Raw genomic sequence first — 26,026 nt, forward strand, 5'->3', positions numbered from 1 at the left:
AACATACGTTTGAGGCGCAGTTATGTCAAGTTCTGGGCGCAGGTTCCGCCGCAACATCCTGCCAGCCATGGTCAATGGCTTTCTGATTGCCCTCAAAAAATGCCCTCTGAACCCGGCTGTAGGCCTTCTCCGCCTCCAGCAGGTATATCAGATACAGGCGCACGTACTCCCGCCGGGTAAGCTGACGGGGGAGAATGCGGCTCTCAGACAGTCTCAGCAAATGACTGAAACGCGAATTCCTGAGAGCCGGATTAAAATCGGACATCTGCGCACACTGCCATATCAGCCCGTCGGCGCCTTCCAGATGCGCCGCATGCCGCCTGGCCTCCCGAAGCATCCGCTGACGGGTGACAAGGAAATCCAGGTAGGACGGTTTCGACGTGTAGATTCGACGAACAGCGGGCATTCCGAGCAGCAGGATCATCACAAAGACCCCGAAACCGCCACCCGCGATCCAGGCCGGCACAACCCCGGTCAAGCCGCCGAGAAAGACGACCGCGGCAAGCAGCGCACTGAAAAGCCACAGGTCCCGGCTTCGGCGCGCCTCGGCCAGAGTGTAGTTGTCGGGCCAGTCATTCATCGCCAGCAGGTCGAAATCCATCAACAGAACACGGTCGCACTGCCGCAGCATCAGCCTCAGTTTGCGTTGCCTCGACTCCGCCACCACCCGCTCTGTACTGCCATCGGTTTTATCACCACCCTCGCCGGCCCTGGCATCGGGGGCATCGGGGGCAACGGCAGCGCCTGAACCCTCCCCGGGCTTTGTGACGCCTACCGTTCCGGTCAGGGCAGGCGCCGGGACTGAAGGCTGGGCGTCGGTGGGCGCCGCCGCGGGCACAGGATCCGCTGCCCGGCCGGGCCGCAGCACAGGAGCCTGGGCGGGCGCATCTGCTTGCGTGGCTTTGCTCTGGTTTTCGGCCATGACAGGTTGTCCGGAATAAAGACGGTTTTAACAAGTATCGACCATCAAACCGGATTCTTGAATCCTTTACCGCCGCCTTGGCACCGGGCGGTCCGCTCGCTATCCTGTGCGCTCCTGCCAAACCGGCAGCCGCACACCATTTTATGAGGTCAGGTTATGTTCACAGGCATTGTTCAGGGAGTCGCAACCATTGAAGAGGTCACTGCCGAACCCGGTCTTAGCACCTATATTGTCCGTTTCCCGGAGGATAAACTCGACGGTGTCTCTATCGGAGCTTCCGTGGCCATCAATGGCACCTGCCTGACCGTAACGCGCCATGAAGGCAGCGCGCTCTGCTTCGACGCCATGCAGGAAACCCTGAAACTGACCACACTGGGGCATCTGAAAGCCGGGGACCCGGTAAATTTCGAACGCGCCGCCCGTATCGGGGATGAGATTGGCGGGCACCTGCTGTCCGGTCACATTCATACCACCGCAAAGATCGTGGAAATCCTGCGCCCGGAGAACAATGTCACCCTGTGGTTTGAAGTGCCTGATGAGTGGGCCCGCTACCTTTTCCCCAAGGGCTACATTGCCATTAACGGCGCCAGCCTGACCATTGGCGAAGCCCGGGGCAACCGGTTCAGTGTCCACCTGATTCCGGAAACCCTCAGGGCCACAACCTTTGCCTCGGTTCAGGAAGGCCAGCAGGTGAATATTGAAATAGACAGCCAGACCCAGACCATCGTGGATACCCTGGCACGACTGGGCTATGACGGTCCGGCACCCACCCTTTAACCAGCCCGGTCTGTCAGCGATTGCCAGCCCGGAAGACCACGAACTTAGGGCTGGCATCCAGCTGATGTATAGATGAGAAATACCGGCGCAGGCTGCGGTGATAGCCCAGATGGCGGTTTCCGACCATCAACAACCTGCCGCCCGGCGACAGATGTCGGGCGGCCTGCCCGAACAGGCGCAGGGCGATATGATCGCCAACCACGCCTCCTTCGTGAAACGGCGGATTCAGGAGTATAAGATCAAATCTTCCCTGTCCGGGTTCAATACCGTCGGCGTGCACAAAGGCCACCTCCGCTTCCGGGAATGCCCGTTCGACATTGTGGCTGGCGCTGAGCACCGCCTGGCTCGATACGTCGTTGAAGCACACCTGCAGATCCTGCCGCTCTGCCAGAGCCGTCATGCCAAGCACACCGTTGCCACAGGCGAGATCGAGAACCCGTGCACCGGGTTCGGCATCTCTCACCGCCTCTGCCACGCGGGGCAGGAGCAGCCGGGTACCGATATCCAGCTTTTCCCTTGCAAACACCGCGGGTAACGCCTCAACCTTGCGATCGCTCTGCCCGGTTAACAGATAGCCTTTCCAGGTCCCCGGCCAATCTCCAGGAAGCTCACTCCCTTTCCTGCAACGAATGACCCGGGCCTTTTTTCGTGCCGGCAGTACCTTCTCGGTGTTCACGGTTTTAGCAAAGACATCAACGCTTCTGGCCGGAAGGTGCTTGATCATGCCTCCAGCCAGCAGGACACCGGATCCTGCCATTACGCCATTGAGCCAGCGCAGCAGCCAGGCAAGATAGTCCGCCTGCCGCGGAATTCGCATAACCACAAGATCGAACGGTCCTTCAGGCGGGTTGATCCAGCTGTGCACCTGGCCAGATGCATTCAGGGAAGGATTAAGTGAAGCATTCTCATCCAGCGCTGCGAACAGGGTCGCGCTGTCGGCAACGATCACCGGTGACAGACCGGAAAGCCCGAGTGACAAGGCACCATATTGATCATCCACGATCAGGACTCTGGGCTCCGTAACACCATTGGCAGCGTTGAGGCACCCTTCAAGCAGAAGCTCGTCTGCCGCATCCCAGGCCCGCAGCGTCGGGTCGTCGGTACCAGGCCGGCTCAGGGTCAGTTCACCGTCGGCATAAACCAGTTCGGCAGTTGTCATTTCAGGCATCCTGCGGGCGTTTTGTCACAAAGTCGCCATTTTAGGCTGATTATTCTAGAAATTAACCCTAAGGTTACAGATGTTCACGCTGAACATCCCTTTTCCGGTTTGCTCCGTTGTTCTGGACGCGAACCTTTTGCCCCTCACCCCAGGGGCTTTTTTAATTCAGGGCCGGCGAAAAGCCCGGTATACCGTAAACCGGCGATCTTCCCGTAACCGCTCAACCGGGCCGACACACCGCTTCATCAGGGGCTCATAGGGCAGGAAACTGTTTGCGACCAGGCGAACCTCACCGCCAGGTCGGAGATGGCGTGCAACCTCGCGAAGGAAACGCTCGGTCATGGACATATCGGTTCTCACGCCGCTGTGGAAGGGAGGGTTGCTCAGTATCGCCGGCCAGACACCTTCAACACGGGTCAGGCCATCCGACGCCATTATTTCACCGGAAACACCGTTACGCTGATAGGTTGCCCGGGCACAGGTCACGGCCTGGGACTGCACATCCACCCCGTCAACGGTGATTGCCGGCTGTTCCATTTGCTTTTGCCAGGCATCGAGCCAGGCGCCGATCACCCCGGCACCACAGGCAAAATCGAGAATGTAACTGGCGCGCAGTGGGTGGTCGCTGAGGGTTTCGAGCAGCATCCGGGTGCCGTCGTCAAGCTCTCCCTGGCTGAAGATTCCCGGTAGCCCGGCGGCCTCCAGGTGAATACCCGCGCATTCCATGCCCGTCCAGCTCATCCATTCCTGAAGCTCAAACTCTGCCAGCGGTTCAACGGCTTCCGCACACCACACCTGGCAGTGCCTGGCACTGTCTACCTTGGCCGCCAGTGGCGCCACCGCTTTCAACTGTTTGGCAGCCCCGGCAATCCCCTCTTTTTTCTCGCCAACCACAACCAGCCGGGCGCCTTTTGCCGCCAGCCAACGGGCAAGTGCCAGCCGCAACTCCAGTTCGGCCCGAGCCTTTGGCAAAAACACCACAAGGGTGTTGAAGGCACCCGCATCAAAGGTCGGATCATCGTAACCGAAGGCGACCTTCCAGTTGTCCCGCCCCCGCAGAGTCTCGCACACACCCGCATGCTCACTCATGGCCATGCCGCCGTACTCAGACAGCTCAGACAACAGGCCAGCGGAAGTAACACCCAACAGGGCCACCTCCCCTGTGAGCAGGTGGCGATTCTTCAACAGGGCTTCGTGGGAATTGGGTAGAGACATTGAACAGACAATCCCGCTTGGGTGGCTCGGAAACGGGATACTTTAACCGGAATGCGCCGTCGAGTCTCCCATGGCGGGCCAGATCCCGGGGGCTTCAGAACGAAAGGAAACGAAGGCTTGCGGCATGCGCGCCCTTGGAATGGAGCCCAAGGCGCAATGGGAAGGGTGTTGCCGTGCCTGCACTTGCTATGTGTATTCACGTGCGTATAATTCGGCAAATTAACCGGCAAAATAATCGAATTTGAAATTTATTTTCATTTTAAATCATATAGTTAAAGTTTTGGATACCGGCAAATGACATCAGTAACGCCTTTCGTATCGCAAGAAAACGCTCCCGGTAAGCTTCAAGATGCCGTAGTGGAGCTCTACACCCTTGATTCTGCGCTGAACGCCAACATCCCGGAATCGCTACGCCTTCCCATGGTCAAACTACTTAGGGTGGTCAACTCCTTTTATAGCAATAAAATTGAGGGAAACCCAACTCACCCTGCAGAGATACTGCATGCACAGGAGGAAGGCGGGGCGAACGATCCCTCGGATGACCTGCTCGAAATAAAGCAGCACATTGAGGTACAAGCCCGGCTAGCAAACCTGGAAATTGGCAGAGGTGTCATCTGCACCAGCAAATTCTTTAGAGAGGTCCATAAAGAGTTCTACCAAGGGCTGCCCAAAAAGTTTCTTGAAATAAAAAATCCTGACACCGATGAAATCATACCTATTACTCCAGGCGAGTTTCGAACCCGAAACGTAAAGGTAGGAAAACACGTTCCTCCCGAGCATCAAGAGATATCCAGATATATGGGCTGGTTCGAAAAAGTCTTTAATCCAGCACATATCCATGGAACTAATCGCCTCTTTGCCGCTGCGGCAGCGCATCATCGGTTTATGTGGATTCACCCGTTTTTAGATGGAAATGGTCGTGTGGGGAGGCTATTCACTGACAATTATATGCATTGCTCAGGTCTCGGGGGCTATGGACTTTGGTCAATGTGCCGTGGCTTTGGAAGAGATACAGACGCATATTACGAGGCTTTGAGTCGGGCCGATATGGAAAGACAAGGCTCTACAGACGGCCGGGGTATACTGTCGGACAAGGGACTTCTCCAGTTTACCGAATACTTTCTTGATACTGCGCTTGACCAGGTGAAGTATTTTTCGGCACTTCTCGAACCGAAAAAACTGGATGAAAGAATTAACTATTATTTTGAAATGAGGAACAGGGGCGCTCTACTGTCATCAACAGGCGAAACTTTAAAGCCACTCAAACCTGAATCTAAAGAAGTATATTTCAAGCTTCTGCGTTCCGGACCGCAACAACGCGCTGACTTGCAGAGAAGTTTAGAAACCAGCGAACGGACTTTGCGGACGATTGTTTCGCAAATGTCTGATGCCGGACTAGTTGAGGCACCTGCGAAAAAGCCGGTCGCACTCGCCTTATCACCAAGCTCAATCGAAATGCTATTCCCTCACCTCTGGTGAGGGAGGCCAGACACACATAACAGCGGGCAAGGGTCACTTGTATCGGGCAACGGTGCCCACACGGAGAGCATCTTCCGGGGACATACCCCAGTCCTCGGGCTGCCTGTTATCAGAAGGCTTGCGCCCCCGGGCGCGCTCATCTGACCCGGCGGAGACACCCTTACGATGGCTGAAGGCTGTCAGGGCTTTTTGCATCAGTTCTTTCACGGTTCACCTCCTCGCTTACAGCAGCAGTTACTCTACCAAAACGGGAGGTGACCAACTGTGATGACACCGAGGGTCAGGAAGTGACACTCATCACGAATTTTTGACGCAATTTTACATTTCCTGCTAGACGGTTTTCTGGCGTCCGGAGCGCACCGGCCTCAAAACCAACTCATCCAGGCTGGTTTGCCGGACACGCTCAAGACCTTCTTCGCCGGAAACCGACAGCCCCATATCCCTGAGAATACCGTCCGCAACGTCATAGACGAAACCATGAACCGTCAGCGGTTGGCCACGCTTCCAAGCTTCCTGGACGATGTTGTTCTGGCACACATGCCCTACCTGCTCAACCACATTCAGTTCACACAGCCGGTCTACCCGGTCCTGCACATCCGGCAGGGTATCCAGCACCTTCTGGTGCCGGTCACGCACGTCCTGCACATGTCGCAACCAGTTGCTTATCAGCCCGAAGCCCTCGTTGAGCAGTGCCGCTCTCACGCCACCACAACCGTAATGCCCGACCACCAGAATGTGTTTGACCTTAAGCACATCAATGGCGAACTGGAGCACCGACAGGCAGTTGAAGTCCGTATGCACAACCACGTTGGCCACGTTCCGGTGAACAAACAGCTCACCGGGCAGCAAATCGACAATCTGGTTGGCCGGCACACGACTGTCCGCACAGCCAATCCAGAGATATTCCGGTGCCTGCTGGTTGGACAGGCGATGGAAAAACTGGGGGTCCTGGGCCTTGATGCCATCTGCCCAGGACCGGTTTTTTTCCAGAAGATGGTCAAGCTGACCCATTACCTTACTCCGTTTAGTGATTCCCCGCCGACGATTGAACGGGAATCATGGTCTCAAAGCAATACTCAGTTTGTCTGAGCCTCAACCTCAACCTCGCCATGAGGCTGATGCATGGTAGCCTGAGCCAGATCCAGAAGCTCCCGCAAGGCCACTGAGAACATCGCATACTCCGGCTCTCTCACGCCCTTAAGCTCGGACAACATGGTTTTCCAGCGACCGATCATCTGGTGATGCCGCGCCATCCAGCCCTCCACACAGACAGGTACGTCTGCCGGTTTTTCTGCCAGCCTCAGTACACCCGTGGTCAAAGCCCGCTGCTGCCAGTCCAGATCCTCACGGAAACTCTCCCTGGCAAGGGCCTGCCAGTGGGAAGCCGGAGTCAGAGCGGCAATGGCATTGGCGAACCAGTTGAGATCAAGGCGGTCACCCAGCTCGTAGTAAAGATTGGCGACCGTTTTCAACGGCATTCCTGACGCTTCCTGTGCCTCGATAGTACCGAGGGACGAGTACAGGTGCCCGGTACCGGAAACCACGGAAGCCAGCTCTGTCGGTAATCCGGCTTCCACCAGTGCCTGATGCCGCTTTTCCCAGGTGATCCGGGCCTGCTCTCCCAGATACTCCGGCAGTCCTGCGGTAATGGCCCAGACGCTGTCGGCAAAACGTTCCATGTGATTCTGGATACTCAGTTCCGCGCGACGGTTGCGCAACAGCCAGCGCACCGAACGGCGCATCAGCCGCATCAGGTCCTGCATCAATTGCATCTGAAGCTGGGCCGGCACATGAAAATCCAGATTCTCAATCCTGTCCCACCAGTTATCGATGCGGAAAACATCCCGGGCAATGATCCAGGCCAGTGCTATGGAGGCCGCATCAGCACCGGTGGACTGGTTCAGCCGCTCCACAAAGGTAATACCCATGTGGTTAACCATGTCATTGGCAATCTGGGTGGCAATGATTTCACGGCGCAACTGGTGCTCACCCAGCTCTTTCGAGAATTTCTGGGTCAGATCCCGCGGGAACACCTTGTACATTTCACCCGCCAGCATCGGATCGTCCGGCAGCGTGCTGTTAATCAGGGTCTGCTTGAGATCGCCTTTCACATAGGAGATCAGAACCGACAACTCCGGCCGGGTCAGCCCTTTTTTGTCCAGCTTGCGCTCAGACAGGGTTTCGTCATCCGGCAGGAATTCCAGAGCCCGATTCAGCTTGCCCTCACTCTCAAAGGTGTTCATCAGTCGGCGGTATTCCTCCAGGCGCGTCGCCGCATCCTCGTTGGCAATACTGATGGCCTGGGTCTGGCGGTAGTTGTTCTTAAGCACCAGCTCCGCCACATCGTCGGTCATTTCCTCAAGCATGATGTTGCGCTGCTTGCCGGTGAGATCACCCATGGCCACCACCCGGTTCAGCAGGATTTTCATGTTGACCTCATGGTCTGAACAATCAACGCCGCCGGAGTTGTCGATGAAGTCGGTATTCAGGCGCCCGCCCCTGAGGGCGTACTCAATACGCCCGAGCTGGGTCAACCCCAGGTTACCGCCCTCGCCGACAACCTTGCAGCGCAGCTCCGAACCATTGATTCGAAGGCCATCGTTAGCTTTATCGCCGACGTCGCTGTGGGATTCGCTTTTTGCCTTCACGTAGGTGCCGATACCGCCTACCCAGAGCAGATCCACCTGTGCCTTGAGAATATGGGATATCAGCATGTTCGGCGGCACCCGGTCCGGCTTGATGCCCAGCAGTTTTTTCATTTGCGGGCTGACAGGAATCGACTTGGCGTTCCGGCTGAACACCCCGCCGCCTTTGGAGATAAGCTTGCTGTCATAGTCGGTCCATGCGGAACGGGGCAGCGCGAACAATCGTTTACGCTCTATATAACTCCGCTCCGGATCCGGGGTCGGGTCGATAAAGATATGGACATGGTTAAAGGCAGCGACCAGTTTTGTTTTCTCCGAGGACAACAAGCCATTGCCGAAAACGTCGCCGCCCATGTCACCGATGCCGATGGCGGTGAATTCATCCAGCGCCGGGTTGATGCCCATCTCCCGGAAATGGCGTTCCACCGAGACCCAGGCCCCCCGGGCGGTAATGCCCATCTTCTTGTGGTCGTAGCCATTGCTGCCACCGGAGGCGAAGGCATCGCCCATCCAGAAGCCGTATTCGGCCGCCAGGCCATTGGCGATGTCCGAGAAGGTTGCCGTGCCCTTGTCTGCCGCCACGACCAGGTAATGGTCATCTTCATCGTGGCGGATCACCCGCTCCGGTGGGTGAATGCCGGCATCGACCAGATTGTCGGTAACATCCAGCAAACCACGGATAAAGGTTTTATAGGCTTCGATGCCCTCTGCCTGGAAGGCTTCCCGGTCCGTGGGGTCCGGTAGGCGTTTGGCAACAAAACCGCCTTTGGCGCCCACCGGAACGATCACCGCGTTCTTGACCTGCTGAGCCTTCACCAGGCCCAGAATCTCCGTACGGTAGTCCTCAAACCGGTCAGACCAGCGCAGGCCGCCACGGGCGACCTTGCCACCCCGGAGGTGCACACCCTCAACCCGCGGCGAATAGACGAAAATTTCGAACATTGGCAGCGGCAGGGGTACATCCGGAATCCTGGATGGATCGAATTTCACACTGATATAGGGTTTGGGGCCGCCCGCTTCATCCTGCTGGTAATAGTTGGTGCGCAGGGTGGCCTGGATCAGCTCCAGGAAAAGCCGTAGCACACGGTCTTCACTGAGATTTTCCACCTCTTCCAGACCCGCATTGAACTCGATCTCCAGCTTTTGCTGGGCCGCCTGGCATTTGCCCGGACTCTGGTACCGCTCCGGGTTGAAACGAACTTCGAAGAACTCCAGCAGCAGCTGCGTCAGCTCAACGTGGTTCACCAGCGTATTGGAGATAAAGGTCTGACTGTTGGAAAAACGGATCTGGCGCATATAACGGGCATAGGTTCGCAGAAGCGCAATCTGCCTCCAGCTCATGTATGAGGACAGCAGCATCCGGTTGAAGGCATCGTTTTCGGCCTCCCCGTACCAGACCCGTCGGAACAATTCTTCGAAAATCGGCCGGATACGATGAATGTCTACCACATCGCCGGTGTGAGCATGAAGGGTGAAATCGTGAATCCAGACTGTCTTGTTATGGCGGTCGGTCACCTCGAACGGATGCTCGCCAATGACACGGAAGCCCAGATTGTCGAAGATCGGCATCACGTCTGAAAGGGGCAGCGGTTCGTCCGGATAGAATAACTTGAAATGCAGTGTGCTCTCATCCTCTTCCAGCGCCCGATAGAAGCTCATGGCAAGGTCGCCTTTGATGGCGGACGCCGAGATATGCTCAAGATCGATCGCAGCACGCCTGGCCGAGAACATGTCGGTATAGCTGGCCGGGAAGCCGCCGGCCCAGAGCCGGTAGAGCTCATTGCCCTGCTCTTCACCGTATGCCTCGCTCAGTGCCTCGGCGAGGCCGTCACGCCAGGATTGCGCCAGTTCAATGACTTTCTCACGGATTTCGGCCGTTGGCAGCTGGCGGTTTTCAACCTGGGGTACACGGATGGTGAACTGGACCCGGGCCAGCACGGATTCCGAGAAATGGGTAACAAACTCAACGTCCTCGGCGCCGAGCCGGTCAACCAGCACCTGCTCCACTTTCAGGCGAAGTTCGGTGTTGTAGATATCTCTCGGGAAAAACGCCAGGCAGGTCACAAACTGGCCATAAACATCCTCCCGCATGAACAGCTCAATACGGCGGCGTTCCTGAATGTACAGGATGCTTTTGGCCACCTTCAGCAGCTCGTCCGGCTCGATCTGGAACAGCTCATCCCGGGGATAGAGGGTCAGAATCTGCTCCAGCTCCTTGCCGGCGTAGTCATCCCGGAGGAACCCGGAGCGCTTTATCACACTCTGGAATTTACGGCGGAGCAACGGAATCTCATCCGGCCGCTCGTTATAGACCCGGGCGGTATACAACCCCAGGAAGCGACGCTCGCCAACAACCTCACCCTTGCTGTCGAACTTCTTGACCGCGATATAGTCCGGGTAGGCCGGGCGGTGAACCCTTGAACGCTGGGCCGACTTGGCGAAGATAAAGATATCGTCGGTCCGGGTCATCTCATGCCGGGTGCGCTGGGGCAGCTCGTTTAGACGCACCCTGTCCGGCCGCTCGTTGTTGACTCTCAGGATACCCAGCTCGGAATTCTCGACCCGCCGGACCACCATTCCGCTCTTGTCTTTGGCAAAATCGTATTCGTCGTAACCCAGGAAGGTGAAGTGATCCCGTGCCAGCCACTCAAGAAACGCCCGGGCCTCCGCTTTCTGCTCGTCGTTGATACCGGCGGTGGTACTGTCCAGCTCCCCGATAATCTCGGTCACCTTCTCGGTCACCACCGGGAAATCGGATACTGCAATCCGGACTTCATGGAGCACGTTCTGCAGCGTGTCTTCCAGATCCCGGAGATCCTCGGGGTTACTGTGCCGGTCAATTTCCAGAACGATAAAGGCCTCATAGGCGGATCCGGAGGTACTCTTTTTTTGTGCTGTGCAGCTTCTTCAGTTTGCCTTCTTTGTCCCGCTCGACCTGAAGAATTGAGTGCTGGATCGAGTGAGTACCGATTTCGCGCTGATTAATGGCAATGCGCAGGGAATCAATCAGGAACGGCATATTGGGGTGCAGAATAAAAACGACAGTATGGGTCGACTCCCAGCCGTCGCTTTCCAGGTCCGGATTGAAAACCGCAACCGAGGTTTTTTCGGCGGAGCGCTTCTGCAGAAATTGCCAGGCCGCCAGTACGGCACCGTAGGTATCTGAGAATCGTCGGCTGACCAGCTCTTCCAGGGGGGATGTGCGCATAATGCTGCTTGGCAAATTCGCTGATTCTTTTGGCTTCGGTTTTGGTAATCTTCTTTGCAAAGGCGTCAGCCAACTGTTCAAAGAACTGATCCTTGCTGGCCACTGTCAGCGCATTCATGGTCGACCTCAGTTAGTGTGAAATAAACGTAATCGCAGTATCGTCACATAAGCATAGTCAAGCCCTTGATTTTTGCCGGCCAGACGCCAAAACTGCGGCAACTACCTACGCACGATACGGGTTTCTCCGGAAAAACCTCAAACAGAGAGGGAGCAGTCACTTCCAATGTCGTTACAGCATACGTTCGGTGAGTTACGGGCACAGTTAGCCAAACGGATAATCGGGCAGGAAAAACTGGTGGATCGCCTGCTGATCGCCCTGCTCGCAGACGGTCACCTGCTTGTGGAAGGGGCTCCCGGCCTGGCTAAAACCACCGCCATCAAGGCCCTGGCAGAACACCTGGAAGGGGATTTCCACCGAATCCAGTTCACTCCGGACCTGCTGCCGTCAGACGTCACCGGCAGCGAAATCTACCGGCCGGAAACGGGACAGTTTGAGTTCCAGCGCGGCCCCATTTTCCACAACCTGGTGCTTGCCGATGAGATCAACCGTGCGCCCGCCAAGGTGCAATCGGCGTTGCTGGAGGCCATGGGCGAGAGACAGATCAGCGTGGGCATGCGCACCTTCGCTCTGGACCAGCCGTTCATGGTGATGGCCACCCAGAACCCGATTGAGCAGGAAGGCACCTATCCGCTGCCCGAAGCGCAACTGGACCGATTCCTGATGCACGTGGTCATCCATTACCCGTCGGCGGAAGCTGAGAAAGCCATTCTCCAGCTCGCCCGGAACGATTATCGGCAGGGCATGCCAAAGACAGACCTCCGCCTCACGGCCCAACAGGTTTTTGAGGCCCGGACGGAGGTGGCCGACATCTACATGGCAGAGGCGGTCGAGCAGTACCTGCTCGCACTGGTTCTGGCGACCAGGGACCCGGCAGCCCTGGACCCGGAACTCGCCCGCTGGACCGCCTTCGGCGCCAGTCCCCGCGGCACTATCGCCCTGGATCGCTGCGCCCGAGCCCTGGCATGGCTTGATGGCCGCGACTATGTCACGCCCGACGACGTCCGGGCCATGGCCTTTGATGTGCTGCGCCACCGCATTCTGCTGACCTTCGAGGCCGAGGCCGAAGGCATGACTGCAGACACCGTGATCGAGCGGCTGATCGAACGTGTTCCGGTGAGTGCCTGAAACCGACGACGGAAGTAATTCACGGGAGCCGTCAGGAATGCCGAACACCGACACAGCAACCTACATCAGGCTGGCGGATCTCATCCGCCTGCAGGCGGATGCCAGGGCATTGAAGCTGCCTTCGGCACGGCCGGCACGTTCCCGTCAGGCCGGCCTTCAGCGATCGCCCCAGCGGGGCCGGGGCATGGCCTTTGCCGAAGTCAGGCTATACCAGCCCGGCGATGACATCCGCAGTATTGACTGGCGGGTAACCGCCAGGCGCCAGGCGCCGCATACCAAGCTCTACGAGGAAGAGCGGGAACGGCCGGTACTGCTGTTGTGCGATCTTGGCCCGAGCCTGTTTTTTGCCAGTACCGGCGCCTTTAAACAGGTGCGCTGTGCCCAGCTTGCCGCTATCCTCGCCTGGCTGGCTCTCTGGTCCGGAGACCAGGTGGGGAGCATTGTCTTTAATGGTGAAACACTGAGCGTTCAGCGCCCGGCCCGGCGCAAGAAATCGGTACTACGGCTGCTGGATACCCTGGCGGAGCAGCAACACCGGGCGAGTCACGAACCGGCGCTGAATGAAGGTGCCAGCCAGGGCAGACTGGATACCGCCCTGACTGAGGCACGCCGGGTTGCCCATACCGGCAGCCGGATTTTCGTGATCAGCGATTTTCTGGAGATCTCCCCGGAGACCGGGAAACTGCTGGGCGCCCTGGCCCGCCACAATGCTGTCAGTGCACTTAGAGTTGTCGACCCCCTGGAAAGGGAATTACCAAAAACCGGGCGGTTCGCGGTAGCGGGCCCGGACGGCCCGGTCTGGTTTGATGCCGCCAATCCGCGCTTCCAGAGGGCCTGGCATGAGAAGGTGGCCAGCCATGAACGGCAGCTCGAAGACTGCTTCCGGACCTCTGGCGTTACTGCGGCAACTGTTTCGACCGGAGACGATCCAGCGGTGGCCCTGAAATCACTGCTCGGACCAGGGGGGCGAATCGGGTGAATCCGCAAGACCCGCTCAGCCAACTCAGAGACATTCACCTGCCCGGTCCTGGAGGTTTCTGGCCACCGGCGCCCGGCTGGTGGATTCTGGCCATTCTGGCGATCGCTCTTATCGCTGCAGTGACCTGGCTGATCCTCAGGCGCAGGCGCAGGAACCGCTGGCTCCGGTCGGCACAGTCGGAACTGGCCATGCTGGAGCGCTCAGCGGCCCCCGATCCCCAATGGTTTGTGCAACTGAATACGCTCCTGAAGCAGGCCGCCCGGGAACGATACCCTCAATCGCACCCGGAAGCCCTGACCGGTGATGCCTGGGTGGAATTCCTGTTAGCCACAGCCCCCGAACACCGGGTTGCCTCAAGACCGGTGACTGAGGCCCTGGTAGAAAGCGCCTGGCGGCCTTCGGTTTCAAGCGAGCCTGCTCAGGCACTGACATTTGCCAGACTGTGGCTGGGAGGCCAGAAATGCTGAACCTTGCCTGGCCCTGGGTGTTGACTTTGGTCATCATTCCCCTGCTGCTTCAATGGCGCAAACCTCAGGGGCAGTCGGTGGATGCGCCGGTTCTGCCGGTTGGCCACTGGCTGTCAGACCTGCCCGGCGTCAGCCGCCGGGGCAACGCTGTGCCGCTGTGGCAGAAACTGCTGCTGCTCCTGATGTGGGTATTACTGGTCATTGCCCTGGCCCGGCCGCAGCACGTTGGCGAACAAACGCAGATGCCGGTGTCCGGCCGGGACCTGATGCTCGTGGTGGATATTTCTCCCAGTATGGATGAGCAGGACATGGTGCTTCAGGGCCGGAGCATTAACCGGCTGCAAGCTGTAAAGCGGGTCCTTGATGACTTCATTTCCCGCCGCCAGGGCGACCGGCTGGGGTTGATCCTGTTCGGCACCGAACCCTACGTCCAGGCGCCCCTGACCTTTGACCTTGAAACCGTCAGAACCCTGATGCGGGAAGCCGGCCTCGGTATGGCCGGCCGTGCCACCGCCATCGGTGACGCCATTGGCCTTGCCACCAAGCGGCTCCGGGACAGACCCGAAGGCCAGCGAGTGATGGTGCTGCTCACTGATGGCGCCAACACCGCCGGCGAAATAACACCGGACAAGGCCACCGAGATTGCCACTGCCGCCGGCATTCGGATTTACACCATCGGCATCGGCGCAGAGTCCATAGTGCAACGTGGCCTGTTGGGGTCGCGCCGCGTCAACCCGTCCCGCGATCTGGATGAGAGCCTGTTGACCCGGATGGCCCAGCAGACCGGTGGCGAGTATTTCCGGGCCCGTAGCCTGCCGGAGCTTGAGCTCATCTATGAAAGCATTGATCAGCTGGAGCCCATCGAACTGGAGGGCAAATACTACCGCCCTGTCACTGAACTCTATGCATGGCCCGCCGGCCTTGCGGTGGCCTTGTGGGGCATGTTGTTTCTGTACCGGCGGATGGGCCAGATAATGGCCACGCGTCGCCAGCAAAGAGAGGGGGAACCGGATGTTGGCTGATTTTCACTTCCTGCGCCCGCTCTGGCTGCTGTTGGTTCTCCTGCTGCCATTGATGTATCTGGCGTTCCGCCAGTTACATCTGGGGGACAGCGGCTGGTCCCGGCTCATTCCGGCCCGCTTGCTGTCGCCTGTCATACGCCACGAAGGCACATCAGGCAGAACCTCGAAATCCCCTATGTTACCGGCTGCCATTGCCCTGGTCGTTCTGGCCACTGCCCTTGCCGGACCAGCATGGCGGGAAGCGCCTACCCCGCTTAAACAGCCGGGTGACAGCCTTGTGATTGCACTTGATCTCTCACTCTCCATGCTGGCAACAGACGTAGAACCCGACCGTCTGACCCGGGCCAAACGGAAAATCCGGGATATTCTCGCGGTACGGCAGGGCAGCCTGACCGGGCTGCTCGTGTACGCCGGTGATGCCCACGTGGTCACACCGCTGACCGACGATACCAGAACCATTGAGGGCATGCTGGACGTGCTTGATCCGGTGATTATGCCAGCCACCGGCAATCGCGCTGACCTTGCCATCGCCAGGGCGGCCGATCTGCTGACACAGGGTGCACCGGGTGACGGCCGGATTCTGATAATCACCGACCAGATCAGTGAACGCTATTGGCCTGAAATACGGGATACCCTGTCCGAAACCGGATATGCGCTCAACAGCCTGGTTGTGGGAACCGAAGAAGGTGGCCCCATTCCCCTGGCCCGCCGCGGATTCATTCGTGAAAACGGCGAAATTGTGATCAGCCGTGCCACCCCCGATGCCCTGTCGGAACTGGCCCGGAGCACCGGGGGCCAGAGCCACGAACTGACCCTCAACAACACCGATATTGAATCCCTTGAACTCAGTCCGAAAGACACCGGTGGCTGGCAGGATACAAGTGCAGGGCTGACCGTCAGCCGCTGGCAGGATGACGGTTACTGGCTGCTCTGGCTGGCCGCCCCCCTGATTCTTCTGGGATGGCGCCGGGGCGCATTTACCGCCCTGGCCCTGGTGCTTTTACCGGCGTTTCCACAGCCGGCAGCAGCCATGACCTGGGCCGACCTTTGGCAGCGCCAGGATCAGAGAGCCCCCGAACTGATCCAGAACGATCCGAAGCAGGCAGCCGCCCGGCTGGATGATCCCGAATGGAAAGGCTCCGCACTGTATCGGTCTGGCCAGTATGATGCGGCCGCCCAGGTCTTTTCCCGGGCCGAAGGGCCCCGCGCCAGTTACAACCGGGGCAACGCACTGGCCAGAGCCGGCAAACTCGAAGAGGCCCTCGCAGCTTATAATCATGCCCTGGCAGAGAGTCCGGATATGGAAGATGCCCGCCACAATCTGAAGATTGTCGAAGAATTACTGAAGCAGAAAAATCAGGGCAATGGTGACAGTCAGAGCAACAAACAGAAAGACCCATCAGAATCCCCGGGCAGCGATGGCAACAAGCCGCAGGATAATCAGAGCCAGCCGGGAAACGATAAAAATCCCGGTGACTCTGGCAACGAGCAGCAGCAGAACTCCGGGAACAGCCAGCGTTCATCCGGGAACCGCGAAGAACCAGGCGAACCGGATAAGCAGAGGGATGAACAGGAGGGGCAGACTCCGGAACAGGCATCGGGAGAACAGGAGTCACAGACGAACCAGCCCCGGGCTCCTGCGCCAATTTCTGAAACACCCCTGACACAGAGCCAGGAGCAGTCGCTCAGACGGGTTCCCGACAACCCGGGCGGCCTGTTACAGCGCAAGTTTCTGCAACAGTATCAACAACGCCAGACTCCATCCGATGAGGGCGATACACCATGGTAAAACGGTTGATCACAGCGGCTGTCTGTCTTTTTCTTCTGGCGGCAATCTGGCTGCCGGTCCAGGCGCAAGAGCTCACAGTCGAGCCAGACAGAACCCGGCTTTACGAGGGTGAGGTGATGACCCTGACGGTCAAAGGCAGTATGGAAATCGATATCAACCTGGGTAACCTGTTCGATTTCGACATGTCCAACCTGCCCAAACCCGATATCGAGAAGGTACAGCCGGATTTCGAGATCCTCGCGCAGAACCAGCAGTACAGCATCCAGACCATCAACAACCAGATGGTGGGTGAGATCACCTGGACCTACCAGCTTGCCCCGACAACCACCGGTGAACTCACCATTCCCGCCCTCACTTTCAAGGGCGCCGTTTCCGAGCCTGTCACAGTGGAAGTTGTGGACGGCACGCCACCGGATCAGGCGGACACCGGCCGTGACAGCTTTATTGAACTGTCTGCCGATAAGGCCGAGGTTTATGTGCAGGAGCAACTGATTCTGACCATTCGCCTGTTCTTCCGCGGCAACCTGATCCGGGGCGAACTGTCGGAACCCCAGCACCCCAATGTCGTTATCGAACCGCTCGGCAAGCAACAGGAATTCTCACGCTACCGTGACGGGGTGCGCTATCGTGTGGTGGAACGCCGCTATGCCCTGTTTCCCCAGCGCCCGGGCAACTTCAGGCTCCCGCCGATCCGGTTTGAAGGGCAGTCCCGGGACGCCCAAGGCAAGCTTAAATTCCTCAGGGACAGCGAGGAGCTGTTTGAAATACCGGTCAAGGAGGTGCCATCGCAGTTCACCGGGAAAACCTGGTTGCCGGCAAGCAGCGTAAGCCTGACAGAAGCCGGGTTGCCGCCAACTCTTGACGTCAAAACTGGTGAAAACATCACCCGGGAAATCCGCCTGACAGCAGCCAACCTGCCCTCGGAGACGCTGCCGCCACTGCCGGATGCGGTACCACCGGGTTTGAGGAGTTATCCGGAACAACCCGAGCGAATCACCGAGACAATGCCCGACGGTCTTTCCTCATCCTTGACGCAGTCAGTGGCCCTGGTGCCCGTTGAGGCCGGGCAGATGACCCTGCCGGCCATCCGCATTCACTGGTGGGACACGGAAGCTGATCGCGAACGTGTTGCTGAGATTCCGGAAAAAACGCTGACGGTAACGGGCCCTGATGCTGCTGGCGCAGTACCGCCGGAGAACACAGCTAAAACAGACGGGGAGACACCCGCAAAAAACGTGGCGTCCGATTCGCCGGATAACCAGGCTCCGGACCGGACCAGCCTCTGGCAATGGCTCAGTCTGGTGTTGGCGGTGCTATGGGGCGGCACTTTGCTGGCTTGGTGGCGGTCACGGAGGAATCCGGCAAAACTGCCGGTTACCAGCGAAAACAGAAATGATCGGGCCGCCTTTAACCGACTCATCAAGGCCGCCCGGGACGGTTCTGCGACAACGCCGGAACTGCTGGTGGAATGGGCCAGCCTGCACACACCCGGTCACGGCTTTCATTCTGCGGCAGACGTTGCCAGCCATTTCCGGAACGAGGCGTTAACCGCGGAGATCAGAAAACTGCAGGCTCGCCTTTTCGCGCCCGGACACGGCACGGACGACTGGGATGGACGCCCCATGGTCGGGGCACTGGAGCAAATAAGGGAAGCGACCGCAAAGCCGGAGGCCCGGGCTGACCTGCCGCCGCTCTATCCCCGAGGGCTTGCCTAAGAGCCTGCGGGGCCGGTCAGTTGGTCAGCTGCTGATCGATCACAATGGCGACCGGCTCGCCCCGGCCATCGCCCACCGCCACCGGCATATCCGTGCTGCCCTGCCAGTCTCCCGGCTGGGCGCTCACACTTCCGGACCGGCTGAGCCGGGCAGTAATCACCACTTCTTCAGCATCGGAAATTCTGGCTTGGGGTGACATGGAATAGCTGTCGTCCAGGCGTATTTCTGCAGGCAACTGATCCGCCGTCAGTCTTGCCACTGCCAGCGGCGGCCCTTGCTGGGCGCCAGCCTGGCGTGCAAACAGGAACAGCGTGGTATGCGCAGGCACCTGATCCCTGAAAGCTTCAATCAGTGTTACCCGCACGGTAACCCCTGTGCCGGCAGCTTCGGATTCGGCAGCCAGTTCCGGCGGTTTCTCTCCCAACCGGGTGTAGGCTTCACGTATTCCCTCACGGATGGAAGCAATCTGGGGATGATCCGGAGCGACGGTCTCAATCCGCTCCCAGTATTCGATGGCCTCGCGATAATGTTGCTGGCTGAACGCGTTGATACCCAGCAAGCCAAGGACATTAACCTCATCCGGGTTCAGCTTGCGCGCCTGTTCGATGGCGGCAGTGACTTTTTCTGTCATGGCGCCCTCGCTGTCAAAGAACAACGCCTGGGCCGCCAGGCCATAGGCAACGGATTCGGAGCGGTCATCACCCGCGACGCTCTCTGCCAGTTGCCGGAATGCCCAGGCCGCATCGTCGTACCGCTCCAGACTCATATAGGTGCGCCCCAGCATGGCCCAACCCTCCGGGTTATCCGGGCTGGCTTCAAGGCGCTCGCGCAGCTGTTCGGCAAGCCCGGCCATCTGAGTCTGCCGCGCGCCATCGGTGGCGCCCATTTCCTGCATGGTGATGAACTGTTCAACCCGGTCCATCGCGCCCCACCGCTGATACAGGTAGAACGTTGCCGCCGGAACCAAAAGGATAGACACAAGAGCGACGGCCATGGCGCTTCCCTGGCCACTGATGACCGGTCTCGGGCGCTCGTCCTCCGGCACGTCATCCAGCATGGCACCGGCCAGTTCTTCCTTCAGCTGTTGATAGTTTTCGTTGTCCAGGGTGCCGGCCTCATACTCCCTGTCCAGTTCCTTCATTCTGGAGCGATAAGCCATCAGGTTCTGGCTTTTAAGATCCGCCTGTTTTCTGGTACCAGTCCGGTGAAAAAGCACCGGGTAAAGTACGAACGCCAGGGCAATAATGATGAGTACCGTTGCGGCAATCCAGAAAGTTTGAGTCATGGAATTCCAGTCACAGGTTCAGAATTAAATCGGGTAACGGTGTGAAAGCCAGAGGGCAAAATTTCAGGAGGTTCCGTCCTGTTCCTTCTCTGCCAGCATCCTGGCTACACGGGCTTTCTCTTCAGCGCTGAGCGCGGGATTTTCAGCTCCTGCCCGCCGCCGGGAGCGGATAATCACGACAGCCACGGCCAACAACCCACCGAATACGCCGATCACTGGTGTCGCCCAGAGCAGGAACGTGCGGCTGTCGAACTCCGGTTTATAGCGCACGAACTCACCAAAACGCCCGACCAGCGCCTCGACAATCTCGTCATTGCCGGCACCGTCCTTCATCATTCGGTAGACCTCATCCCGCATATCCCTGGCGATCGGCGCGCTGGAGTCGGCGATATTCTGGTTCTGGCATTTCGGGCAGCGCAGCTCGGCGATCAGATTCTGATACCGCTGTTCCTGGGCCCGGTCCCCGAAATCATAGACGTCAGCCACCTCCGCAGCTGCTACCCCGGAGATCAGAACCGCCAGGGCAAGAAAAACAATCCTCGGCATCAGCCATTCCCCTGCAATTCGTTGATCACCGGTTGCAATGCCTGTTCCCAGACCGCCTCATTGATCACACCAACGTGGCGGTAGCGAACAATGCCCCCGGCATCAATGACGAAAGTCTCGGGGGCACCGTAAACGCCCAGATCAAACCCGAGTGTTCCCCTCGGGTCGTAGATAATGTCCCGGTATGGATCACCGAGACGGTCGAGCCAGACCAGGGCATCTTCACGGTTGTCCTTGTAGTTGAGGCCGATGATGGTCACGCCTTTTTCTTCCGCCAGCCAGATCAGATCATCGTGTTCATCCCGGCAGGCCGGACACCAGGTGCCCCACACATTCAACAGGGTAACCCGACCGCGAAACAGGCTCTGATCCAGCATGGCATCGGGGTTGTGCAGATCCGGCAGGCTGAACTCAGGGACTGGTTTGCCAATCAGTGCCGACTCCAGTTTGGTGGGGTCCCTGCCGATGCCTGCAAACAGCACTACGCCAATCACGACGGCAACGAGTAACGGGAGAAAGAGCAGGAACCGCTTCATGATACGGCTCCTGCAGGGCGTGCCGAGCCAGCATCTGTAACGGGCGAACCGGTGCCGGCCTTCTCCTCTGCCCGCTCCCGGATCCGGTAACGGCGATCGGAAATGGCCAGGAAGCCTCCGGCCGCCATGAAGAGCGCGCCCAACCAGAGCCAGCGCACCAGCGGCTTGTATTGCAGACGGATGGCCCAGGCATCGTCGGAAATGCGTTCGCCAATGGCCACGAAAATGTCCCGGAACAGGCCGGCATCGATGTCCGCTTCCGTCATCACGCTCATGCCAACGGAGTACTGGCGCTTTTCAGGATGCAGCTCGGCGATGGGCTCACCGTCCAGCATCACATCAAAACTGCCGTACTGAGCGGTGAAATTGGCTCCGCGACGCTCGCCGATGTCCTTGAATACAAACTGGTAATCACCCACGATCGCCACATCGCCGGGCACCATGCGAACATCCCGCTCAATGCCGTAGTTGGACACCACCGTGGCCCCTGCCATGGTAATCGCCAGGCCCAGGTGGCCGAGCACCATGCCGTAGTAGCTGCGGGACTGGCGCCTGAGGCCGTGGATGCGACCTTTTCTGGAGGACGACTTGTCCCACAGGTCCCAGAAAGTAGCAACGGTTACCCACATGGCGGCAAACACACCCAGGAATGCCCAGGGTCTGAAGCCGCCGTAGCCGGTCACCACGACAGTACTGGCGATAACGCTGACCGCCAGGGGCCACAACAGTTTGCGTGCCAGCCAGCCACCGTCGGTCTTCTTCCAGCGGGAGAATATCCCGGCACCCAGCAACAGGCCGGTCGCCACGGCCAGCGGGCTGAAGGTGAGGTTGAAGAACGGCTCACCGATCGACAGTTTGCCAAGTTCCAGGTAATCAAGAACCAGCGGGTAAAGCGTGCCAACGGCCACCAGCAGCGTGGCTGAAACCAGCAGCACGTTATTCAGCAGCAGGAAGATTTCCCGGGACAGCGACCCATAACGGGAACGGACATGCACCACCGGCGCCCGAAACGCATAGAGCGCCAGGCTGCCAATTACGGTTACCGCCAGCAGCGCGAGCAGGAAGGTACCCCGCTCAGGATCGGAGGCAAAGGCATGAACGGAGGTCAGTACTCCCGAACGGACCAGGAAGGTACCCAGCAGACTGAGGACGAAAGTGACAATCGCCAACAGCACGGTCCAGCTCTTGAATACGCCCCGTTTTTCAGTGACCGCCAGCGAGTGCATCAACGCGGTGCCCGACAACCAGGGCAACAGCGACGCATTTTCCACCGGGTCCCAGAACCACCAGCCACCCCAGCCAAGCTCATAGTAGGCCCACCAACTGCCCAGAGCGATGCCAAGGGAAAGGAAGGCCCAGGCGACGGTAGTCCAGGGCCGTGACCAGCGTGCCCAGGCAGCATCGAGGCGGCCGTTGATCAACGCCGCAATCGCAAAGGCAAAGGCTATGGCAAAACCCACATACCCCATATAGAGCATGGGAGGATGAATGATAAGGCCCAAATCCTGGAGCAACGGATTAAGGTCCGCCCCGTCTGCGGGCACGTTGGGCAGCAGGCGATCAAACGGGTTCGAGGTGACCACGATGAACAACAGGAATCCGACGCTGACCATACCCAGGACTGAAAGCACCTGAGAAATCATCACCGAAGGCAGTCGACGACTGAAGATTGCCACGGCCAGCGTCCAGCCTGAGAGCATGAATATCCAGAGCAGCAGCGAGCCCTCATGGCCGCCCCAGACGGCACTGAACTTGAAATACCAGGGCAGCATGCTGTTGCTGTTGTTGGCAACGTAGGCCACTGAAAAGTCGTCTGTCACAAAAGCGTGGGTCAGCACAGCGAAGGCAAGGCCAACAAAGACAAACATGCCGGCCGCCAGAGGCCTGGCAAATGCCTGAAGATTGTCTCTGCCAGTCAGGGACCCCGTCAGGGGTACTACGGAAAGGAGCACTGCCAACAACAGCGCGAGTATCAGTGCAAGCTGTCCGAGTTCGGGATACATCAAAGCCCTCCAGAAACCAGGCTGTTAGGTGAAGCGTTTAAGTTCAATAGGATACAGTTTTCGCACTCTCACTGGCCTTGTTCTGGCCTTTTGATGCCTTCTCCAGCGCATCAGCGACTTCCGGCGGCATGTAATTCTCATCGTGTTTGGCCAGAACCTGATCGGCCACAAAGCGGCCGTAATTATCCAGTCTGCCCATGGCAACCACGCCCTGCCCTTCGGCAAACAGATCCGGCAGGATCCCGGTGTATTCAACCGGTACCGAAGCGTTGAAATCGGTGACCCGGAACTCGACCGTGAGGCTGTCCGGATCCCTCACCACCGATCCCTCCTCGACCATTCCGCCCGCCCGGATTCTGACATCCACCGGCGCTTCACCGGCGGAGATCTGGCTGGGGTCATAGAACAGGTTGATGTTCTGGCGCAGGGCATAGGTTGTCAACGCTACAGCGATGCCCAGCCCCACTAGCAGGAACAGGACAATAGTCAGGCGTTTTTTTCGGATCGGATGCATCAGATACCTGCCATCAGTCGTGGGAAACGTTTACGCGGGTGAAGGAAGCCGCAGAGCCGCGGACAGCCTGTTGTTCGCTCCTGCCAGCCTGAAGCTCATAACCGCGCCGGCAGGATTCAATCGCTGCCTTGCGGCGGAGTACAGACCAGACCATCATCGCGACCATCAGGATGAAGAAGACACCATAACAGGCCCAGACATAGGGTCCGTGGCCTCCCATCACCAGAAATGCCGAAAAGGATTCAAACGCCATACATCAGCCCCTCCCGACCATAACATACTCTTTTACCCAGCGAGTTCGCTGCTCGCGGAGCAGAATCTCTGTCTGCATCCGTAAACAGGCCAGCCAGCCAAACAGCAGATACAGGCCAAGAACCGAAAGCAGCAACGGAACCCACATGTCCGGGGGCATTGAGGGCTTTTCAGTCAGCTTGAAGGTAGCCGGCTGGTGCAGGGTATTCCACCACTCCACGGAGTATTTGATAATCGGGATATTCACTACCCCGACCAGTACGAGAATAGCCACCGCCCGGGCCGCCGACTTTTCATCATTGATGGCCCGGTCCAGGGCAATCACGCCGCCATAAAGAAACAGCAGGATCAGCATGGATGTCAGCCGGGCGTCCCAGATCCACCAGGTTCCCCAGGTCGGCCTGCCCCAGACAGCTCCGGTAAACAGCGCAAGGAACGTTAATACCAGCCCTACCGGTGCCACCGCCTTAATGAAAACATCCGCCAGCTTCATGCGCCATACCAGGGTCACCACCGCCGCTACGGCCATCATGATGTAAACGGACTGGGCAAGAAAGGCGGTCGGTACGTGGATAAAAATAATCCGGTAACTGTTGCCCTGAAGATAATCCCTGGGTGCGAATGCCAGCCCCCAGACAATGCCCGCCATCAACAGGAGTATGCCGCCCGCCAGCAGCCAGGGCATCAACCGGGTTGCAATCCCGAAGAACCATTTGGGAGAACCCAGCTTGTGAAAAAATTGCCACATCAGATAGTCACCGTCCTACCGTTACCTTGTTTTAGCCGTTAGACAGGCTGATACGCAGCGCTGCAGCCGATGCAAAGGGCGCCAGCGTCAGCGCCAGCACCAGACATGCCCCCATCAGGGCCACGTAGGCACCGACCTGGGCTCCTTCCGCCGCGGCGGCCACTGTCCCGGTACCAAAAATCAGGACCGGAATGTACAGCGGAATGATCAGCAGGGACAACAGCACCCCTGCCGAACGTAACCCCAGGGTCAGGGCTGCACCAATTGAACCAATCAGACTCAGCACCGGCGTTCCGATCAGCAAAGTTAGACACAAAACTCCGATGGAGTTCCCGTCAAGATGCACCATGACGCCAAGAACCGGCGTCAGTATCACCAGCGGCAACCCCGTTAACACCCAGTGCGCCATGGTTTTCGCCAACACCAGGAGAAACAGGGGCTGAGGCTGGAGCACCAGTTGCTCCAGCGTGCCGTCATCAAAATCATGCCGGAACAGATGATCCAGCGAAAGTAATACCGAAAGCAGCGCAGCTACCCACAGGATACCGGCACCGGCCTCCCGCAGAAATGACACTTCCGGGCTAACCCCGAGGGGGAAAAGGGTTACAACCATGACAAAGAACAATAACGGATTCAGCAAATCCTGTCGTTGCCGGAAAGCCACCTTCAGGTCCCGGCCAAAGACGCCCCGCATTGCCGCCAGGGCTCCTACTGTATCATCCCGCAGCTTCAGAACGGGTCGGACATCAGCATTCATCAGATGATCCTCCACCCAGAACAATACGCTGCATTCCCGGCATCCGGAGATCGTGGTGGGTCGTCACGACCACTGCACCACCTTCGGCGGCGCGCTGCCGCAGTAGATTTTCAATTGCGCTAACGCCGTCCGCGTCAATCGCGGTAAAAACTTCATCCAGCAACCACAGCGGTTCGTCGGCTATCAGCAGTCTCGCCAGGGCCACGCGCCGTTGCTGGCCGGCTGAAAGATTCCGGCAGGGCACGTCCTGAAAGCCGGCCAGCCCGGTGCCCTCAAGTGCCTGGCGCAGCACCGGGTCTGGCACAGGGCGTCGCCCGGACGTCAGTGCCCGAAGATTTTCCACTGGCGTCAGCAACGGCTTGATGCCCGGCCGATGGCCAAGGTACAGGGAATTTCTGAAGAATTCTTCCCGCTGGCCGGACCTTGGCCTGCCACACCATAGAAGCTCGCCGGACCAGGCATCGTTCAGGCCAGCCAGCATTCGCAGCAGGGTGGTCTTGCCGGAGCCGTTGGGACCCTCGACACGGGTAACTGTACCGGGCAGTATGGAGAACGACAGGTCACGGAAAAGGATCCGTTCGTCCCGTTCGCACTGCAGATCGACAGCCTGTAATAACGGCTCAGACATTAGGGCCCCGTAACCAGGACGATGCGCGTGTGTACGGCATCGGGTGCATTCGTGACAGAGACGGCGGATGCGCCATTATTCGCGCATGGCCGGCCGGCGCGGCGTATTATAACGAAATAGCTTGCGGATTACTC

General features: G+C 58.6%; 22 protein-coding genes and 1 pseudogene. 8 read left to right on the forward strand and 15 right to left on the reverse strand.

Annotated features, from left to right (window positions below; all coding sequences use genetic code 11):
* Positions 1-25: 25 nt before the first annotated feature.
* Positions 26-922, reverse strand: a complete 897-nt coding sequence (locus NLK58_RS05120) for a hypothetical protein (RefSeq protein ID WP_341582194.1) — start codon at positions 920-922, stop codon at positions 26-28.
* A 156-nt stretch (positions 923-1,078) separates the two neighbouring features.
* Here NLK58_RS05120 and NLK58_RS05125 point away from each other — a divergent pair, with 156 nt between their 5' ends.
* Entirely contained in the window at positions 1,079-1,699 is a 621-nt protein-coding gene (locus NLK58_RS05125) for a riboflavin synthase subunit alpha (RefSeq protein ID WP_117617559.1), read from the forward strand.
* Between the two features lie 13 nt (positions 1,700-1,712).
* On the opposite strand, the gene NLK58_RS05130 is transcribed toward NLK58_RS05125, so the two are convergent.
* Positions 1,713-2,858 (reverse strand): methyltransferase, encoded by a 1,146-nt coding sequence (locus NLK58_RS05130; RefSeq protein WP_341582195.1) that lies wholly within the window; start codon positions 2,856-2,858, stop codon positions 1,713-1,715.
* A gap of 165 nt (positions 2,859-3,023) precedes the next feature.
* Positions 3,024-4,073, reverse strand: coding sequence for a class I SAM-dependent methyltransferase (locus NLK58_RS05135; protein WP_117617561.1), 1,050 nt, complete (start codon positions 4,071-4,073; stop codon positions 3,024-3,026).
* A gap of 294 nt (positions 4,074-4,367) precedes the next feature.
* On the opposite strand from NLK58_RS05135, the gene NLK58_RS05140 reads away from it, so the two are divergent.
* Positions 4,368-5,552 (forward strand): Fic family protein, encoded by a 1,185-nt coding sequence (locus tag NLK58_RS05140; RefSeq protein ID WP_341582196.1) that lies wholly within the window; start codon positions 4,368-4,370, stop codon positions 5,550-5,552.
* 33 nt (positions 5,553-5,585) lie between these two features.
* Here NLK58_RS05140 and NLK58_RS05145 read toward each other — a convergent pair whose 3' ends face one another.
* The 3 genes and pseudogenes from NLK58_RS05145 to NLK58_RS05155 all read right to left on the reverse strand — a co-directional run bounded on the left by NLK58_RS05145 (position 5,586) and on the right by NLK58_RS05155 (position 11,523).
* Positions 5,586-5,759 (reverse strand): hypothetical protein, encoded by a 174-nt coding sequence (locus NLK58_RS05145; RefSeq protein WP_162893688.1) that lies wholly within the window; start codon positions 5,757-5,759, stop codon positions 5,586-5,588.
* Positions 5,760-5,882: 123 nt separating this feature from the next.
* Positions 5,883-6,563, reverse strand: coding sequence for a carbonate dehydratase (can, locus tag NLK58_RS05150; protein ID WP_117617563.1), 681 nt, complete (start codon positions 6,561-6,563; stop codon positions 5,883-5,885).
* A gap of 65 nt (positions 6,564-6,628) precedes the next feature.
* A pseudogene (locus NLK58_RS05155) lies at positions 6,629-11,523 on the reverse strand (NAD-glutamate dehydrogenase).
* Positions 11,524-11,688: 165 nt separating this feature from the next.
* Between NLK58_RS05155 and NLK58_RS05160 the strand changes: the two are divergent.
* Genes NLK58_RS05160 through NLK58_RS05185 form a run of 6 tightly spaced genes read left to right on the forward strand, consistent with a single transcriptional unit; the run spans position 11,689 to position 18,623 of the window.
* Positions 11,689-12,651, forward strand: a complete 963-nt coding sequence (locus tag NLK58_RS05160) for a MoxR family ATPase (protein ID WP_117617565.1) — start codon at positions 11,689-11,691, stop codon at positions 12,649-12,651.
* Between the two features lie 37 nt (positions 12,652-12,688).
* Entirely contained in the window at positions 12,689-13,630 is a 942-nt protein-coding gene (locus NLK58_RS05165; RefSeq protein WP_117617566.1) for a DUF58 domain-containing protein, read from the forward strand.
* Positions 13,627-14,097: a DUF4381 domain-containing protein gene (locus tag NLK58_RS05170; protein ID WP_117617567.1), complete on the forward strand. Its 471-nt coding sequence runs from the start codon at positions 13,627-13,629 to the stop codon at positions 14,095-14,097. The genes NLK58_RS05165 and NLK58_RS05170 overlap by 4 nt, the downstream gene beginning before the upstream one ends.
* Complete coding sequence (locus tag NLK58_RS05175) at positions 14,091-15,119, forward strand: VWA domain-containing protein (RefSeq protein ID WP_117617568.1); 1,029 nt, start codon at positions 14,091-14,093, stop codon at positions 15,117-15,119. Before NLK58_RS05170 ends, NLK58_RS05175 begins: the two co-directional genes overlap by 7 nt.
* The gene (locus NLK58_RS05180) at positions 15,109-16,908 is read left to right on the forward strand and encodes a VWA domain-containing protein (RefSeq protein WP_341582197.1); all 1,800 of its coding nucleotides are present in this window, start codon (positions 15,109-15,111) and stop codon (positions 16,906-16,908) included. The genes NLK58_RS05175 and NLK58_RS05180 overlap by 11 nt, the downstream gene beginning before the upstream one ends.
* Entirely contained in the window at positions 16,902-18,623 is a 1,722-nt protein-coding gene (locus tag NLK58_RS05185; RefSeq protein WP_341582198.1) for a BatD family protein, read from the forward strand. The genes NLK58_RS05180 and NLK58_RS05185 overlap by 7 nt, the downstream gene beginning before the upstream one ends.
* A 16-nt stretch (positions 18,624-18,639) precedes the next feature.
* Here NLK58_RS05185 and ccmI read toward each other — a convergent pair whose 3' ends face one another.
* The 9 genes from ccmI to ccmA all read right to left on the reverse strand — a co-directional run bounded on the left by ccmI (position 18,640) and on the right by ccmA (position 25,892).
* On the reverse strand, positions 18,640-19,908 hold the full coding sequence (gene ccmI, locus NLK58_RS05190) for a c-type cytochrome biogenesis protein CcmI (RefSeq protein WP_341582199.1): 1,269 nt from the start codon (positions 19,906-19,908) through the stop codon (positions 18,640-18,642).
* Positions 19,909-19,971: 63 nt separating this feature from the next.
* Positions 19,972-20,454, reverse strand: coding sequence for a cytochrome c-type biogenesis protein (locus NLK58_RS05195; RefSeq protein ID WP_341582200.1), 483 nt, complete (start codon positions 20,452-20,454; stop codon positions 19,972-19,974).
* A complete protein-coding gene (locus NLK58_RS05200) occupies positions 20,454-20,990 on the reverse strand; it encodes a DsbE family thiol:disulfide interchange protein (RefSeq protein ID WP_341582201.1) in 537 nt (178 codons plus the stop codon). The genes NLK58_RS05195 and NLK58_RS05200 overlap by 1 nt, the downstream gene beginning before the upstream one ends.
* A complete protein-coding gene (locus NLK58_RS05205) occupies positions 20,987-22,993 on the reverse strand; it encodes a heme lyase CcmF/NrfE family subunit (protein WP_341582202.1) in 2,007 nt (668 codons plus the stop codon). The genes NLK58_RS05200 and NLK58_RS05205 overlap by 4 nt, the downstream gene beginning before the upstream one ends.
* 43 nt (positions 22,994-23,036) lie before the next feature.
* Positions 23,037-23,507: a cytochrome c maturation protein CcmE gene (gene ccmE / locus NLK58_RS05210; RefSeq protein WP_117617575.1), complete on the reverse strand. Its 471-nt coding sequence runs from the start codon at positions 23,505-23,507 to the stop codon at positions 23,037-23,039.
* Positions 23,508-23,520: 13 nt separating this feature from the next.
* A complete protein-coding gene (gene ccmD, locus NLK58_RS05215) occupies positions 23,521-23,760 on the reverse strand; it encodes a heme exporter protein CcmD (protein ID WP_341582203.1) in 240 nt (79 codons plus the stop codon).
* Positions 23,761-23,763: 3 nt separating this feature from the next.
* Positions 23,764-24,507, reverse strand: a complete 744-nt coding sequence (locus NLK58_RS05220) for a heme ABC transporter permease (RefSeq protein WP_341582204.1) — start codon at positions 24,505-24,507, stop codon at positions 23,764-23,766.
* Between the two features lie 31 nt (positions 24,508-24,538).
* Complete coding sequence (gene ccmB / locus NLK58_RS05225; RefSeq protein ID WP_117617578.1) at positions 24,539-25,264, reverse strand: heme exporter protein CcmB; 726 nt, start codon at positions 25,262-25,264, stop codon at positions 24,539-24,541.
* Complete coding sequence (ccmA, locus tag NLK58_RS05230) at positions 25,254-25,892, reverse strand: cytochrome c biogenesis heme-transporting ATPase CcmA (protein WP_117617579.1); 639 nt, start codon at positions 25,890-25,892, stop codon at positions 25,254-25,256. Before ccmA ends, ccmB begins: the two co-directional genes overlap by 11 nt.
* Positions 25,893-26,026: the final 134 nt, after the last annotated feature.

This window comes from Marinobacter metalliresistant (genome assembly GCF_038098645.1).
GTDB classification, from domain to species: domain Bacteria; phylum Pseudomonadota; class Gammaproteobacteria; order Pseudomonadales; family Oleiphilaceae; genus Marinobacter; species Marinobacter metalliresistant.